13 protein-coding genes are annotated in these 16,316 nt (G+C 66.6%); 5 read left to right on the forward strand and 8 right to left on the reverse strand.

The genetic code is table 11. The features are described from left to right. Window positions 1-632: 632 nt before the first annotated feature. The 4 genes from ACXJ16_RS18780 to ACXJ16_RS18795 all read right to left on the reverse strand — a co-directional run bounded on the left by ACXJ16_RS18780 (window position 633) and on the right by ACXJ16_RS18795 (window position 5,517). Entirely contained in the window at window positions 633-2,738 is a 2,106-nt protein-coding gene (locus ACXJ16_RS18780) for a malate synthase G (RefSeq protein ID WP_463923009.1), read from the reverse strand. Window positions 2,739-2,743: 5 nt separating this feature from the next. Continuing rightward, window positions 2,744-3,169 (reverse strand): GlcG/HbpS family heme-binding protein, encoded by a 426-nt coding sequence (locus tag ACXJ16_RS18785; protein ID WP_454798055.1) that lies wholly within the window; start codon window positions 3,167-3,169, stop codon window positions 2,744-2,746. 93 nt (window positions 3,170-3,262) lie between these two features. Beyond that, window positions 3,263-4,702 (reverse strand): allantoinase AllB, encoded by a 1,440-nt coding sequence (gene allB, locus ACXJ16_RS18790; protein ID WP_463923010.1) that lies wholly within the window; start codon window positions 4,700-4,702, stop codon window positions 3,263-3,265. A 26-nt stretch (window positions 4,703-4,728) separates the two neighbouring features. Continuing rightward, window positions 4,729-5,517, reverse strand: coding sequence for an SDR family NAD(P)-dependent oxidoreductase (locus ACXJ16_RS18795; RefSeq protein ID WP_324699498.1), 789 nt, complete (start codon window positions 5,515-5,517; stop codon window positions 4,729-4,731). A 201-nt stretch (window positions 5,518-5,718) separates the two neighbouring features. Between ACXJ16_RS18795 and ACXJ16_RS18800 the strand changes: the two genes are divergently transcribed. Further along, window positions 5,719-6,702, forward strand: coding sequence for a LysR family transcriptional regulator (locus tag ACXJ16_RS18800; protein WP_054441770.1), 984 nt, complete (start codon window positions 5,719-5,721; stop codon window positions 6,700-6,702). A 50-nt stretch (window positions 6,703-6,752) separates the two neighbouring features. Here ACXJ16_RS18800 and ACXJ16_RS18805 read toward each other — a convergent pair whose 3' ends face one another. From ACXJ16_RS18805 to ACXJ16_RS18815, 3 genes are read right to left on the reverse strand one after another with little or no spacing between them, the layout of a single operon-like run. Next, the gene (locus tag ACXJ16_RS18805) at window positions 6,753-8,426 is read right to left on the reverse strand and encodes a hydantoinase B/oxoprolinase family protein (protein WP_324699499.1); all 1,674 of its coding nucleotides are present in this window, start codon (window positions 8,424-8,426) and stop codon (window positions 6,753-6,755) included. Next, complete coding sequence (locus ACXJ16_RS18810) at window positions 8,423-10,501, reverse strand: hydantoinase/oxoprolinase family protein (protein WP_324699500.1); 2,079 nt, start codon at window positions 10,499-10,501, stop codon at window positions 8,423-8,425. Before ACXJ16_RS18810 ends, ACXJ16_RS18805 begins: the two co-directional genes overlap by 4 nt. Window positions 10,502-10,508: 7 nt before the next feature. Beyond that, a complete protein-coding gene (locus ACXJ16_RS18815) occupies window positions 10,509-11,516 on the reverse strand; it encodes an isopenicillin N synthase family dioxygenase (protein ID WP_324699501.1) in 1,008 nt (335 codons plus the stop codon). Window positions 11,517-11,744: 228 nt separating this feature from the next. Here ACXJ16_RS18815 and ACXJ16_RS18820 point away from each other — a divergent pair, with 228 nt between their 5' ends. Genes ACXJ16_RS18820 through ACXJ16_RS18835 form a run of 4 tightly spaced genes read left to right on the forward strand, consistent with a single transcriptional unit; the run spans window position 11,745 to window position 15,630 of the window. Next, window positions 11,745-12,521 (forward strand): SDR family NAD(P)-dependent oxidoreductase, encoded by a 777-nt coding sequence (locus tag ACXJ16_RS18820; RefSeq protein ID WP_132468898.1) that lies wholly within the window; start codon window positions 11,745-11,747, stop codon window positions 12,519-12,521. A gap of 14 nt (window positions 12,522-12,535) precedes the next feature. Continuing rightward, window positions 12,536-13,732, forward strand: a complete 1,197-nt coding sequence (gene metC / locus ACXJ16_RS18825) for a cystathionine beta-lyase (RefSeq protein ID WP_324699502.1) — start codon at window positions 12,536-12,538, stop codon at window positions 13,730-13,732. A gap of 19 nt (window positions 13,733-13,751) precedes the next feature. After that, window positions 13,752-14,168 carry a DUF3830 family protein gene (locus ACXJ16_RS18830; protein WP_054441779.1) on the forward strand — a complete coding sequence of 139 codons (417 nt, stop codon included), beginning with the start codon at window positions 13,752-13,754 and terminating at the stop codon, window positions 14,166-14,168. 4 nt (window positions 14,169-14,172) lie between these two features. After that, a complete protein-coding gene (locus ACXJ16_RS18835; protein WP_324699503.1) occupies window positions 14,173-15,630 on the forward strand; it encodes an aldehyde dehydrogenase family protein in 1,458 nt (485 codons plus the stop codon). 59 nt (window positions 15,631-15,689) lie between these two features. Here ACXJ16_RS18835 and ACXJ16_RS18840 read toward each other — a convergent pair whose 3' ends face one another. Further along, complete coding sequence (locus ACXJ16_RS18840) at window positions 15,690-16,277, reverse strand: LOG family protein (protein ID WP_324699504.1); 588 nt, start codon at window positions 16,275-16,277, stop codon at window positions 15,690-15,692. Window positions 16,278-16,316: the final 39 nt, after the last annotated feature.

Consider the following 16,316-nt stretch of genomic DNA (forward strand, 5'->3'; position numbering starts at 1 on the left):
TCAGGCGCGGCTGGCCTGGAAGAGGCCATTCCGGCCTGATGCTGCCTGAAGCGGTGTCCAGTCGTTCTGTTTATGCAGACACTTTCCTCAATTCTTTGGCTTCACCTTCTCAGGCCTCAATTCTTCAGGTCTTCAGGCCTTTGATATCCGTCATAAGCCGCATGCCACGGCGATCGGACGGACGGGCCCGCTGAGGCGTGCTCCCCGCCTAGCTGATGACGAGGCAGGGGATACGAGCGCACATTTGCGGGTGCCAATTACAATACATTCATGGCGCGAGCGCTCTTTCGTCCCCGGCGCCCAAATGCCAGCGCTTCCCGCCGGAACGTGGTCCATGCGGGACAGGTCGCCTTCGCGGCGGCGGCATGACCGCCGCAAGGCGGCATTCACGACTATAGCCCGGCGCGAAACCGGCCGGCGGGGTCTTTCGGGGTAAGGGGCGTGCAACTATGCGCCCGCAGGCCATCCTCTTGCGCTCAGCGAATGGTCTTGAGGCGCCGTGCGGGGGCGCCGCTCCTCGATGCCGGGCAGGGCAGAGGGAATGTGGCCGAGCAGAACGCCCGGCGCAGGAATCAGGACCGCGGCCGCAGCCGCGATCCGTCAAATTCTTCCGTTAAGTCCGTTGCGACCGTTCAGGCTGCGCTTTTGCGCTGGAGCCGGAAGCGGTGCAGCAGGCATTCGGTATATCCGTTGGGCTGGGCGGCCGCTTCGAAGATCAGGGCGCGGGCGGTCTGGAATGCCACCGAACGCTCCCGATCCCGTGACATCGGGCTGTAATCCGGGTCAGCCGCGTTCTGGGCGTCGACCTTTTCCGCCATGCGGGCCAGCGCGGCTTCCACATCGTCTTGCGTGCAGACGCCGTGAAGCAGCCAGTTGCCGAGCGCCTGCGCGGAGATACGCAGCGTGGCGCGATCTTCCATCAGCCCGACATCGTTGATGTCCGGAACCTTGGAGCAGCCGATGCCCTGGTCGATCCAGCGCACGACGTAGCCGAGGATGCCTTGCGCGTTGTTGTCGAGTTCCCGTTCGATAGCGGTCCGGTTCCAATCCGTAGGGCGGGCCAGCGGAAGCGTCAGCAAGTCGCCCAGCGATGCCGGGGGTTCGGCTGCGCGTTCGGACTGGCGCGCCGCCACGTCCACCGCATGGTAGTGCGTGGCATGAAGCACTGCCGCCGTGGGCGAAGGCACCCAGGCGGTGGAGGCACCGCTGAGCGGATGGGCGATCTTCTGCTCCAGCATGTCGGCCATGCGATCCGGCGCGGCCCACATGCCCTTGCCGATCTGCGCCCGGCCGGAAAATCCGGTCTGGAGGCCGATCTGCACGTTCCGGTTCTCGTAAGTGACAAGCCAGCGGGCGCTTTTCATGTCGCCCTTGGGCTGCATCGGCCCGGCCTGCATGGACGTGTGGATCTCGTCGCCGGTACGATCGAGGAAGCCGGTGTTGATGAAGACGATCCGGTCCTTCACCGCATGGATGCAGGCTGCCAGGTTGGCCGATGTGCGGCGCTCTTCGTCCATGACGCCGATCTTGATGGTGTGCCGGGCCAGACCCAGCATGTCTTCCACCGCATCGAACAGGTCGTTGGCGAAGGCCGCTTCGTCCGGCCCGTGCATCTTCGGCTTGACGATGTAGATCGAGCCGGCCGGGCTGTTGCGATAGCGGCCCCTGCCGTCAAGGTCGTGCAGCGCGATGAGGCTGGTGACGACGGCATCGAGTATGCCCTCGAAGGCCTCGCTGCCGTCTGGCAGGTGGACGGCGGGCGTGCGCATGAGGTGCCCGACATTGCGGACGAGCAGCAGGCTGCGGCCGCGCAGCGAGAACGGGCTGCCATCGGGCGCGGTGTAGGCGCGGTCCGGCGAAAGGTGTCGTCGCACCGATTTACCGCCCTTCTCGAAGGTCGCTTCGAGATTGCCTTGCATCAGGCCCAGCCAGTTGGCGTAGCCATCGCGCTTGTCCGGCCCGTCCACGGCGGCGACGGAATCCTCGAGGTCGACGATCGTGGTGATCGCGGCTTCAAGCTGGTTATCGGCAATGCCCGCCGGATCGGCGGCGCCGATGGGATGGGCGGGATCGATCACGATCTCGATGTGCAGGCCGTGATGGCGCAGCAGGATGTTGGCCCCCCGGCGCCCGGCGAACGCGGCAGGATCGGCAAGCACGGGATCGCCGCCCGCAAAGTCGGCCCAGGAGCCGTTGGAGAGCGGGGCCGCGCGGTCAAGGAAGGCCCTGGACCAGGCGATCGCCTCAGCGCCCCGTTCAGGATCGTAGCCCGGACCCGTGGCTTTGCCGGGCAGGGCGTCGGTGCCGTAGAGCGCGTCGTAAAGGCTGCCCCAGCGCGCATTGGCGGCGTTGAGCAGGAAGCGGGCATTGAGCACCGGCACGACAAGTTGCGGCCCGGCGATCGCGGCAAGTTCGGGATCGACGTTTTCGGGGGCGATCCTGAAAGGTGCCGGCTCGGCTGCGAGATAGCCGATCTCGCTCAGGAATGCCTGATAGGCGGCAGCATCGAAGGGCTGGTCGCGGTGCGTCCGGTGCCATGCGTCGATGCGGGCCTGAAGTCGGTCGCGGGTCGCCAGGAGGGCGGCGTTGCGCGGGGTGAAGCGCGCGAAGATCCCGGCAAGGTCGTGCCAGAAGGCCTCAGGGGCGATCGCGGTGCCGGGAAGGGCCTGCTCCTCGATGAAGGCCGCGAGCGAGGATTCGACGGAGAGGCCGGCGCGGTCGATCGTCTGGGTGGCCATGCGGCTTATTCCTTCGTTGCAAGCCCGGCGGCGGCGATCCCCGCCAGGGCGCAGGCTTCGTCGTTGTCCGAAAGGTCGCCGGTCACGCCGACGGCTCCGATCACGGTATCGTCCGGGCCGATGACGAGCAGGCCGCCGGCGGCAGGAACGATGCCCTGCGGCGCGATGGCGCCGAGCGAGGCCACGAATGCCGGACGGTCGGCAGCCATGGCCGCAACGGCGCGCGAGGACAGGCCGAGCGCCAGCGCCGTCGCCGCCTTTGCCGTGGCGATCTGCGGGCGCAGGGTCGAGGAGCCGTCCTCGCGTCCAAAGCTGACGAGATGGCCACCGGTATCCAGCACGGCGACCGTCAAGGGCTTGAGCCCCATTTCACGGCCCTTTTCGAGCGCGGCGGAAACGATGGCACGGGCCTGTTCGAGCTTGATGGACATGGACACTCTTCTGCTCGGGACATGGGAAAGAACGGACGGCGCCGTTTGCTGGGCGCCGTCCGAGTGAGGGACCGGTCTGGCGGTGCGTCCGGCTCAGTAACGCTTGCCGCGCTTTTCGAGGATCGCGCGGGTGGTGGTGTGCGTGTTCGTGGGCCTGGGCGTCGGCATCTGCTGGATGCGCCGCACGTTGAGGCCGTGGCCCATCGCTTCGGTCACCAGCTCGCTGTCGCGCATCACGAAGCGTCCGCGCACCAGCGTGTGGATCGGCGCGCCGCGGGTTTCGTAGTCCTGGAACGGGGTGGAAGATCCCTTGGACTTGAGCAGCGCGGAATCGACCTTCACCACCTTGTCGAGATCGACGACGACGATATCGGCGTCCGAACCCGGCAGCAGCGCGCCCTTGCGGGGATAGAGGCCGAACGCCTTGGCAGGCGCCAGCGAGGTCATGCGCACATACTGGTTCAGCGTCATGCGGCCATTGGCGATCTGGGTGAGCATGAGCGGCATCTGCGTCTGCACCCCGGTGAAGCCGCAGTCGGCGCGCCAGATGTCGTCGTTGTGCTTTTCCGCGTGGCTGTGCGGGGCATGGTCGGTGGCGATCATGTCGATCGTGCCGTCGGCAACGCCCTGCCAGAGCTGCTCCTGATGGACTTTCTCGCGCACGGGCGGATTGACGCGGATCAGGGACTTCTTCTCGGTATAGGCGTGTTCGTCCAGCAGCAGGTAGTGCGGGCATGTCTCCGCCGTGATGTCCACGCCGCGGGCCTTGGCCTCGCGCAGGGGGCGCAGTTCGTCGCCCGAGGAGACGTGGAGGACGTGGATGCGTGCGCCGGTCCATTCGGCCAGGATCGCCGCGCGCGACACCGCCTCCACTGCGACTACCGGCGGCCGCGCGTCGAGATGGGCGAGCGGGTCGCAGCAGTCGTTCTCGCGCAGCTTCTTCGAGCGGCGCGCCATGATGGAGGCATTCTCGGCATGGAGCGCGACGCGGTAGCCGTGCTTGGCGACGATCTCGAAACCTTCGAGGATCGCGCCGCTGGGCGGAGAGGGCAGGTTGCCGAAGGTATTGCCCATGAAGCACTTGAACCCGGCCACGCCGCCCTCGATCAGCGCTTCGAGCTGGTCGAGGTTGTCCTCGCCCAGGAGCCCGTAGATGCCGAAATCGACATAGGCCTTCTTCGCCGATTCCAGCTTCATGTTGAGCGCTTCGACATTACCCGTGGGCGGGTTGGTGTTGGGCATCTCGAACACCGTGGTGACGCCGCCCATGGCCGCGCTGGCGGTTCCGGTTTCCCAGGTTTCCTTGTGGGTATAGCCCGGATCGCGGAAATGGACGTGGGCGTCGATGGCGCCGGGGAGGATGTACTTGCCGGTGGCGTCCACCACTTCGGCGGCGTCCGGCATCGCCTCGGGCGCGCCGATCGCCAGGATCGCGCCGTCCTTGATGGCGATCGAGGCTGCGAACATGGCGCTGTCAGTGACGAGGGTTGCGCCGTTGATGACGATATCGGCGGTCATGGGCTCAGCAGTCATGGGGCGTTCCGTATGCAATTCAGGGTTCAGAGCGAGGCCCAGCCACCGTCGACCGGCAGGTCGACGCCGGTGATCTGGCGCGAGACGTCGGAGGCGAGGAACAGGCAGGCCGAAGCCACGTCCTCGGCCGTGCTGATCCGGCGCAGGGCATATTCGGCCGCATGCTCGGCGATCACTTCGTCTTCGGTCAGCCCGCGGGCTTCGGCCATGCCGGGCATGACCTTGGTGCGGAAGCGCGGCCCGTCCACCATGCCGGGGGCGACGATGTTGACGTTGACGTTGTAGGGCCCCGCTTCGATCGCGGTGGACTTGGTGATGCCGCGCAGGCCCCATTTCGAGGCGGAATAGGCCATGCGCCCGGCGCGGCCGTGCATGCCGAAGGTGCCGCCGACATTGACGATCTTGCCATAGCGCCGGGCGACCATGCCGGGCAGCACCGCGCGCATCATCAGGAAGCAGCCGCCCATGTTGAGCTGGATGATCTCGTCGAAGCCTTCGGGTGTGGTTTCCCACGCCGTTGCGCCGACCGGGCCGGTGCCGCCGGCAACGTTGACGAGGACATCGACCGGTCCGAAATGGGATTCCGCTGCAGTGACGGCGGCAGCGCAGGCTGCGGGATCGGTAACGTCGCACTTGACGACAAGGGCGGACGAGATTTCGTCGATCGCCATCTTCAATATATCGAGCGCTTCGGTGTCGCGGCCCAGCAGAACAAGTTTGGCGCCTTCTTTAGCGAACGATGTAGAAATGGCCGGACCCATGCCTTTACCCGCGCCGGTAATGACAACAATTCTATCCTTCAATTGCAGGTCCATTGGAACACCCCGAAGACGTGATTTAAATAATACCCCGATGATAACAATAATGTTGACCGGCGGGCGATATTGTGAGTTTTACGAGGAAGCGCTTCTTCCCAAGCCGCTGCCTCGTGACGTTCGTTGCATAAGGGATGTGCCGTTGCCCAAGTGGTGTTAAACCACGGGCAGGGTGTAGCCGAAAATCGAACGGAGTCGCAGATGGCGCTACGCAACCAGAGGATCTGGCAATATATCGATGAAGTCGCGCGGGTCGGGTCCGTGCGCCAGGCGGCCGAACGGCTGAACGTCACCCCCTCGGCTCTGCTGCGACGAATTCAGGACGTCGAGCACGATCTGAACTCGACCATTTTCGAGCGGCACACCTCGGGTGTCAGGCTGACGGCTGCCGGCGAGGTGCTGATCGGCTGGATCAGGATGCAGACATCGGAACTGCGCCGGGTCTACTCCCAGATCGAGGAGCTCGAAGGGCTGCAGCGCGGCGAAGTCCGGATTGCCTGCAGCCAGGCGGTGGCGCGCAGCTTCGTGCTTCGCCACGTCGCCGATTTTCGCGAGAAGCATCCCAACGTCAAGTTCAAGGTCAGCGTTACCGACCACAGCACCGCCGTGCGGGCGCTGATGGAATACGAGATGGACCTGGTGCTGATCTTCCGCCCCCTGCGCTCCTCGGAGCTGCATCCGATCATGTCCATCGGGCAGGGGCTGGTCGCGGTGATGGCGGCGGACCATCCGCTGGCCAAGAACGAAGTGCTGCGGCTCAGGGAATGCGCGCATTACGACGTGGCCATGCCGGACATGGCCTTCGGCGGGCGCGAAATCGTGGAGAGCCGCCTGCTTTCAAGCTCTGCCAAGCTCAATGTCGCGGTGGAGGCAAACAGCTTCGATTTCCTGGCAGAGCTGGTTGCCGGCAGTGATCTGATTACCTTCCAGATCGACATCGGCGCCGATGTGTGGCGCCACGATCCGCGCTTTGCGGTGCGGCGGATCAGCGATATCGACCGGACTTACGGGCCGCTGGTGCTGGGGCAGCTCAAGGGGCGCCCGCTGCCGCTGGTCGCGGCCAAGTTCGCCGAGCAGATCGCGCGCGACCTCAACGATTGCCGTTCGCTGCCGACCATCCCGGGCAGCGAGAACTGGTACGCCGACGAGGACGAGGAAATCGACGAGATCGCTGTCGAGAAATGAACCGGAACAGGTGAACCTGGGGCGGGGGATTTTACCCCCGCCCCAGGTTTCTAGCCGGTGAAGCCGTAGTCCCGGCTAGCGCCCTCGGGCGTTATCATCCCTTCCTCGATATCGCGGCGGACCTTGGCGGGATCGCGTGTCGCGGGCGCGCCGAGCCCGGCGCCGCCCGGGATTTCCAGCACGAGCCGCTCGCCCGCCGGAATCGCCTGAAGCCCCTTGGCGCGCATGGTCTTGCCGCCCGACGTCGTGACTTTGCCCGCCGCTCCGTCATGCCCGCCGTCGCGGCCCCTGGCGGGGCGTTCGACCCGTTCGAACATGGCGAGCACTTCGAAGCCGCTGCCGTCGCGCATGCCCACTTCCACCGTCTGGCCCAGACCGCCGCGGCGTTCGCCGGGGCCGCCGCTGTCGGCGCGCAGTTCCTTGCGCCAGATGACGATGGGGGCCGAACTCTCGGTCACTTCCACCGGCATGGCGCGCACCCCGCTGGGGAAGGCGGTGCCGGACAGGCCGTCCTGCTCGGGCCGCGCGCCGGAACCGCCGGAGTTGAAGAAGATCGCATCGAAGCTCTCGCCCTGCCGCGCATTGCCCTGGGCGGGCAGGTTGCCGCGAAGCTGAACCGACCACAGGCACGAGCTGCCCTCTGCGGGAACGCGGTCGGGGATCGCCTGAGAGAGGCACCCGAACACGAGGTCCGGCAGCATCTGCCCGATGACGTGGCGGGCCGCGACCGGCCATGGCCGCTGGACGTTGAGGATCGAACCTTCCGGCGCGGTGACGACGAAAGGATCGAGCGCGCCGAAGTTGTTGGGCACGTCTGGCGAGATCACGCAGCGCAGGCCGAACACGGTGTAGGCGCGGCAGTAGTTGAGCACGACATTGATGCCGCGCGGTAGGCAGGGATCGGTGCCTTCGTAGTCCATCGACAGGGTATCCCCGGCGATGGTCAGCGTGCCCACCAGCGTCACCGGCTTGTCGTAACCGTCGATCACCAGGGTGCTGGTCCACTGGCCGTCAGGCAGCCTGGCGATCTCGGCGCGGGTTGCCGCCAGCGAGCGCTCGATGATGTAGTCCGCCACTTGCGCAAGGTCGGCCATGGCGAATTCGCCCAGCATGGCGCTGAGCCGCCGCGATGCCGCCTCGTTGCTGGTGATGTAGGACAGGACATCGCCCTTGACCTGCATCGGCATGCGCACGTTCTGGCACAGGATATCGATGAGATCCTGGTTGATCCGGCCCGCGTCCGCCAGCTTCAGCAGGGGGATCTGGAGCCCTTCCTCGTAGATCGAGCGGCCGTCCGGCCCTTGCCCGAGCCCGCCGATGTCGACCTGGTGGCAGCACACGCCGAACAGGCCGACGACCCGCCCGTCATGGAACGCGGGCGAAACCACGGTGACGTCGTGCAGGTGCCCCGCCGTGAGCCATGGGTCGTTGGTGATGAAATGGTCGCCCGGCTTCATCGTGGCGACCGGGAACTTGGCCAGGAAGTGGCGCACGCCCTCTGCCATCGAATTGACGTGGCCGGGTGTGCCGGTAACCGCCTCGGCTATGAGACGGCCTTCGAGGTCGAACAACGCGGCGGACAGATCGCCCGCGTCGCGCACGGTGGTGGAGAAAGCGGTGCGCATCAGCGTCTGCGCCTGTTCCTCGACGATCGAGATCAGGCGCGTCCAGATCACCTGCATGCGCAGTTCGGTGAGGGCGGTGCCGGCGGAAGTCTGGCTCATCGGGAAAGTCCTTGGTCGCGGCGGGTCAGTACGAGATAGCCGCGTTCATCCATGCGCCCGTTGAAGCGGGGGGAGACGACGGTGGTGGTCTCGCGCTCTGCGACGAGGGCGGGGCCGGAGAACCGGTCTCCGGGCCGCATCTCCTCGCGGGCATAGAGTGCGAAGTCGAGCGCTTCGCCGGTGGCCGGGTCGATCACCTTGCGGCTTCCGACGGGCGCGGCATCGCGCGGCGTCGCTTCGGCCGCCGCCGCCTCCGAGGCGAAACCGCCCGCGCCGACAGTGACGCGCCATGTCAGCATCTCGATCGGCAGGTCGAGCACCATGCCGCCGTATTGCGCACGGTATGCCTGTTCGAACGCCTCCCTGAGCACGGCGATATCGCCGGGGCCAAGCGTGCGGGTGGGGAACTCGAAGGGGATTTCGTAGCCCTGTCCCTGATAACGGGCGAGGCAGACGCGCTTTTCCGTCTGCTTCGCACCGGGCGCCCCGGCGCTCACAAGGTTTCGCGCCTCGCCTGCCATCTCATCAAGCAGAGCGTTCAGCCTGTCGATGTCCACCGCGTCCAGCCGCATGGTGAGGCTGCGCGCGACTTCGTAGGAGACCGGCGCGCGCAGGAAGCCCACTGCCGAACCGACCCCTGCGCCGGAGGGAATGATGACGGTGCCGATGCCCAGCTTTTCGGCGAAGCTGACCGCGTGCAGCGGGGCCGCGCCGCCGAAGGCGATGAGGCTGCGTTCGTCCAGGGTCATGCCCTGTTCCACCGCGTGGACGCGGGCCGCGCTTGCCATGGTCTCGTCGACGATCTCGCTGACGCCGACGGCGAGGGTTTCGGCGCGGCCGTCCCAGAGGCCGAGCCCGGCCAGCGCTGCCTGCGCGTTTTCGGGCCTGAGGGTGACCTTGCCGCCCGCGAAGCGCGAAGGGTCGATGCGGCCCAGGGTAATGTCGGCATCGGTCACGGTGGGCCGCTCTCCGCCCCGTCCATAAGCGGCGGGGCCGGGCTCGGAGCCGGCGCTGTGCGGGCCGACGGCGAGGCGTCCGGCACTGTCGACCGAGGCGATCGAACCGCCGCCCGCGCCGATCTCCACCATCTCGACGACGGGGATGCGCAGCGGCAGGCCGCTGCCCTTGCGGAAGCGGTGGACGCGGCCGACCTCGAAGACCTGCGAGGTCTGCGGGGCGCCGTCGTTGATGAGGCATATCTTGGCCGTGGTGCCGCCGACATCGAGGGCGAGCACGCGGTCCGCGCCGCATTCCGCCGCGACCGAGGCCGCGAAGATGGCGCCGCCCGCCGGGCCGCTTTCGACCAGCCTCACCGGGAAGCGCGCGGCGGTATCGACCGTGGTGAGCCCGCCCGAGGACAGCATGAGGTAGAGCGGGCAGGTGAAGCCCATTTCGGTGAGACGGCCTTCGAGGCGGCGCAGATAGGCGTCTACGAGGGGCTGGACATAGGCATTGGCCGTCGTCGTCGAGAACCGCTCGTATTCGCGCATTTCCGGCGAGACCTCGCAGGAGAGCGAGATCGAGACGCCGGGCATTTCCTCGCGCAGGATTTCGGCCGCGCGCTTCTCGTGCGCATCGTTGACGTAGCTGTGGAGGAAGGCGACCGCGACGCTTTCAACGCCCTGATCGCGAAATGCGGCGGCGGCGGTGCGCACGGCGTCCTCGTCCAGCGGGACGAGCACTTCGCCCAGCGCATCGAGCCGCTCCGGCACGCCGAGGCGCAGGCGGCGCGGCACCAGCGGGGCGGGTTTTTCCATGCCGATGTCGTACTGGTCGAACCGGCTTTCCGTGCCGAGCGCCAGCGCGTCGCGGAACCCCTCTGTGGTAAGCATGGCCACGGTCACGCCGCGCCGCTCGATCAGGGCATTGGTGGCCAGCGTGGTGCCATGGACGACCAGCGAGACGTCGGCCGGTTCGATTCCCGCTTCGGCAAGCAGCAGCGTCACCCCGTCGAGCAGTGCCCGTTCGGGGGCATCGTAAGTGGTGAGCAGTTTGGTGGAATGGCGCCGCTCGCCGATTTCGAGCACGACGTCGGTGAAGGTGCCGCCGATGTCGGCGCCGATCTTTGCGGTCATATGGGGCTCAGTTGTAGGCTTCATGAGGATTCTTGGAGAGCTGGCTGTAAAAACGGGCGAGGTGGTCGGCGACGCGGACGGGCGCATAGCGCGGGCCTTCGCCCAGCAGTTCGGGCAGGGGCGCCACGGTCACCGTGCGGTCCGGATTGGCGAAATAGGGGACCGAAAAACGCTCCACGTCGGTGCGGTTGCGCACGCGGTGGTAGTTCGAGATGAAGCGGCCGTTGGACCACCACATCATCATGTCGCCGACATTGATGGTGAAGGCGCCCGGGATCGGCGGTGCCTGTATCCATGCCCCGTCGCGGCGCTTGACCTCGAGCCCGCCAATCGCGCCCTGGGCCAGGATCGTAAACGGACCTTCGTCGGTATGGGAGATCATGTTGGACACGTCGGTGTCCGCGCTGTCCGGGAGCACGGGGTAATAGTTCAGGCTGAGCTGCGAAGGCGGCTGGCTGAACCAGTCGTCGAACCGGCTTTCCTCCAGCCCGAGGCCAAGCGCGAAGGCGCGCAGCAGTTCGCGGCCAAGGGCCAGCATGGCGCCGAGATAGTCCTCTCCGGCCTCGCGGAATGCGGCCATGCCTTCGGGCCAGCGGTTTGCCTGGTCGAAGATACGGGCATGTTCCATGTCGCCCGGATCGGCGGGCCATTCGTGCTGGAGGCGGTACTGCTCGAACATCCGGGTATTGCGCGAAAGGGGCTGGCGTTCCGGCATCGGGATATAGCCGCGATACCATTCGGGCGTGGCATGGGCGCCGGCACGTTCGGCGGCGGGGCGGGCGAAGAAGTCGGCGGCGGCGGCGAAGATCGCGTCGATCACCGCCTGCGGCACACCGTGCCCGGTGAGGTAGAAGAAGCCGATCTCCTCGCAGGCCCGCGCGATCTCGCTTGCCACCGTGCGGCGGGCTTCCGGATCGCCGCTCAGGAACGGCGCGAAGTCGATCACGGGAATTTCTTCGAGCGAGACGGCGGCTGCTGCCGCAATGTCGTCCTCGCTTCTTTCGCTACGGCTCATTATCGAGACTCCTTGATGGCGCGGGCCCCGGAAAACTGCGGAAAATCAGCCGGGAGCGGCAGGCCATGATCCATTCGCCGTGAACTGTTTAGGACAACACCCATGGCCCCGGCGGTGCTTTTTCGGTGCGGACCCGTCGCCTAATGGTCACCTTCCCGAACCGTGATCTTGCGCTACCAAGTCATCAGGGAAGCCCAATCAAGGACGATAAATGCGGATGACGCGCCGATGAGCCTCGAAGGCAAGGTTGCCATGGTGACGGGAGGGACGCGCGGTCTCGGCCTGGGCCTCGCACGGGCGCTTGGCCGCGCGGGCGCCGGCGTGGCGATCGTGGGCCGGGATGCGGCAACCGGAGAGCGGGCGGCGGCATCCCTCGTTGCCGAAGGGCTGAACGTCATCGCCTGCGCTGCGGACGTATCCGACGATGCCTCGATGTGCGAGGCTGCCGCCCGGACCGAACGGACACTGGGCGCGCCCGGCATACTGGTCTGTGCGGCCGGTGTCGGGGCGCCCCGCCGCCCGGTCTGGGAAGCGAGCCCGCAGGACTATCGCGGATGCTTCGACATCAACGTGCTGGGCGTGGTCAATGCCATGGCTGCCGTGATGCCCGGCATGACGGCGCGGGGCGAAGGGCGTGTCGTGGCCGTCGGCGGGACTTACGGGCACAAGGGCGTGGCCGGGTTCTCGCTCTATTCCGCGTCGAAATGGGCGCTGCGCGGGCTGGTGAAGTCCGCCGCGCTCGATGCGGCGCCGCACGGGGTGAGGGTCAACATGATCTCGCCCGGCGGGGTCGAGGGTGAGCGTATCCACCGCCTGTTCCGCGAAACCGCCCAGCGCAACGGCGAGCCCGAGGATGCGCCCCTGAAACGCTTCCTTTCCGGAACGGCGCTGGGCCGCCTCGTTACCGAGGACGATATCGCCGCAGCCCTGTTCCACCTCGTCGGACCGGCGGGGCGCATGATTACCGGGCAGGACATCGTCGTCGATTCCGGCACCGTCATCTAAGGAGACCTCACGAAGTGACCGATATCACCGGGTTCAAGCGCGATACCCAGGCACTCCACGCAGGCCGCGATCCGAAGAACAATTTCGGCGTCGTCAATCCGCCGGTCTACCACTGTTCGACAGTCCTGTTCGATTCCGTGGAGGCCCTGCTCGAAACGCGGCGCGACCGGGCCTCGGGCGCCTTCGAAGGCTTCACTTACGGACGCGAGGGCACGGTGACGACGCGTGCCTTCGAGGATGCGATCACCCTCCTGGAAGGCGGTTACCGCGCGATCACGACGAGCTGCGGCCTTGGCGCGATCTGCGCCTCGCTCACCGCGTTCCTTTCGGCGGGCGACCACTTGCTGATCGTCGACAGCCTCTACGGCCCAGCCCGCGATTTCTGCGAGAGCTTCCTGCGCAAGTTCGGCGTGGACGTGACCTATTACCGGCCGGACGTGGGCGCCGGGATCGCCGAGCTGTTTCAGCCGAACACCCGTGTCGTCTACATGGAGAGCCCCGGTTCGCTGACCTTCGAGATGACGGACGTTCCCGCGATCGCGAAGGAGTGCCGGGCGCGGGGCATCTGGACGATCTTCGACAATACCTGGGGCTCGCCGATCAATTTCCGGCCGCTGGAGCACGGCGTGGACGTCTCGATCAATGCCGCGACGAAGTATATCTCAGGCCACTCCGACCTCATGCTCGGCATTGCCGTCACCACGGAGGATGCCTTCATCCCGGTCAAGAAAACCGCGTCGGCATCGGGATACTGCGCCGGGCCGGACGATATCTACATGGCCATGCGGGGCCTGCGGACCCTGCCGCTGCGCATGAAGCAGCATCATGCCTCGGGGCTGGCCATCGCCGAATGGTTGCAAGGCCGCCCCGAAGTCCACCGCGTCATGCATCCCGCGCTGCCGGGCGATCCCGGCCATGCGATCTGGCAGCGCGATTACGACGGCGCCTCCGGCCTGTTCGGCTTCGTGCTGGAAGCCTGCACGGACAAGCAGTTCGCTGCCTTCATGGACCATATGGACCTGTTCAAGCTCGGCTATTCCTGGGGCGGTTATGAAAGCCTCGTGGTGCCGACTTACCCGAACACCCTGCGTTCGGCGACGGAGTGGTCCGCCCCCGGCCCGGCCGTGCGCATCCATGTCGGCCTCGAAGCGGTGGAAGACCTGATCGCCGATCTCGAACGCGGCCTTGCACGCCTTGTCGCTGCCGCCTGACCCTACGGACACACGATAAATGACCCTGATCGACATTACCGCCGGCCCGTTCCGGTTCGTTGCCCGGCTGGAGGAGGAACTCGCTCCTGTCACCGCCGCCCGTTTCAAGGCGATGTTGCCTTACGACGAAAAGCTGATCCATGTCCGCTGGAGCGGCGAGGGCGTGTGGATTCCGCTGGGCGATGCGCACTACGACCTGCCCTGGGAAAATCCCACGCGCTATCCCGCGCCCGGCCAGTTCATCTTCTATCCCGGTGGCTACAGCGAGTGCGAGATCCTGCTTGCCTATGGCGGCGTGGCTTTCGCCAGCAAGCTCGGGCCGCTGGCGGGCATTCACTTCCTGACCATCGTGGAAGGGCTTGAGCATCTGCCCGAGCTGGGCCGAACGGTGCTCTGGGAAGGCGCGCAGGGCGTCAGCTTCCGGTTGAGGGATTGAAGCCATGGCAGTTCGCGACGAGAAACTGCTGATCGGCGGAGCATGGCTTCCGGCGGAATCCGGTGAAACCTTCGAAACCCGCAATCCGGCGACCGGCGAAGTGCTGGCCCGGATCGCGCGGGGCACGGCGGGTGATGTGGACCGTGCGGTCGATGCCGCGCGGCGCGCCTTCGAGGAAGGGCCATGGCCGCGCTTCTCGCCGGCCGATCGGCAGAAGCTGATCCTGGGCCTGGCCGACCTGCTGGAGCGCGATGCCGAGCAGTTCGCCCGGCTGGATACGCTGGAGATGGGCTCGCCGATCCGCCACACCCGCGGCTCGGTGGCGATGCTGGTAGACCTGCTGCGCTATTTCGCGGGTATCGCGCGGTCTGTCGAAGGCACCACGAACCGGCCGTCCGATCCCGGAACTTTCGCCTGCACGGTGAAGGAACCGGTTGGCGTTTGCGGGGCGATCATCCCTTGGAACGGACCGCTTTGGGCCAGTGTTCTCAAGCTCGGGCCGGTGCTCGCAAGCGGTTGCACGCTGGTGCTGAAGCCTGCCGAGGACGCCAGCCTCGCGCCGCTGCGCCTTGCGGAACTGGCGCTGGAAGCGGGCGTGCCGGAGGGCGTGTTCAACGTCGTCACCGGTTTCGGTGCCGAGGCCGGGGCGGCGCTCGCCGCGCATTCCGGGGTGGACAAGATCGCCTTCACCGGCTCGGAGGCGACGGGCCGCCGCATCGTCCAGGCTTCGGCGGGCAACCTCAAGCGGCTCTCGCTGGAACTGGGGGGCAAGTCTCCCAATATCGTGTTCGCCGATGCCGACCTCGAAGCGGCGGCGAAGACCGCGGTGATCGCGGCCTTCGCCAATTCCGGGCAGGTTTGCAGCGCTGGAACGCGTCTGTTCGTGGAGCGCGCGGTTCACCGCGAATTCGCCGCCGAAGTCGCGCGGATCGCGGGCACGCTGAAGATCGGCGATGGTCTCGATCCCGAAACCGACCTCGGCCCGCTGGTTTCGGCGCGTCAGCTTGAGCGCGTCTGCGGCCATATGGATGATGCGCTGGCGGCGGGCGCGGCGCCGCTCTCGGGCGGGGGCAGGCTGTCGGGCGCAGCCTACGACAAGGGCTTCTTCTTCCCGCCGACCGTTCTCGTCGAGGCCCGCGACGACATGCGCGCGGTGCGGGAGGAAATCTTCGGCCCGATCCTGGCGACGCTTCCTTTCGATAGCGAGGATGAAGTGATCGCCCGCGCCAATGCCACGGAATTCGGGCTCGGCGCCGGGGTCTGGACGAGCCATCTCGGCCGCGCGCACCGCATGGCCCGTGCGCTCAAGGCGGGCTCGGTCTGGGTGAACTGCTACAACCGGATCGACCCTGCGGTGCCGTCGGGCGGGATCAAGGCGAGCGGGCACGGCCGCGAATACGGCCGCCAGCACGTCGAGGAGCATTTCCAGACCAAGTCGATCTGGATCGACACGACTGTCTGAACAAGGAAGGTTTTCGGCGGGGCAGGCGATCCTGTCCCGCCGAAGTCAGATCGCCGAAGTCAGAGCCACTTCGGCACGACCGGCTTCTCGAATGCGGCCAGCGCATCGATCAGCGCTTCGGGATCGGCTTCGAGGACGATGCCCTTGCGATGTTCCGGCGGCAGGAACTTCTCTTCGATCATCTTGTCGATGAAGGCCATGAAGGGTTCGTGGAAGCCGCCGACATTGTAGAGGCCCACCGGCTTGTCGATCTCGCCGAGCTGGTTGAGCGTCCAGGCTTCCATGAATTCCTCAAGCGTGCCGATGCCGCCGGGCAGGGCGATGCAGGCGTCGGCGATCGACAGCATCCGTTCCTTGCGCACCCGCATGGATTCGACCACTTCGTGCAGCGAGAGGCCGGGGTGGAGGTGGCCCTTGTCGAACAGGCGCTGGTTGATGACGCCGTGGACGTGCCCGCCCTCTGCCAGGGCCGCATCGGCAAGAATGCCCATCAGCCCCTTGTGCGTGCCGCCATAGACGATCCCGATCCCCTTGCGGGCCAGTGCGCCTCCAAGCGCGGCGGCGGCATGTTCGTACTTGTCGCCCAGGCCGGTGTTGGAGCCGCAGAAGACGGCGACATGGCGGATTTCTCGCGGGGACTGGCTCATTCTGGGGGCGACTCTCGAAGCGATTAAGGGGTTCAAGGT

This window comes from Novosphingobium sp. TK71, from assembly GCF_055361505.1.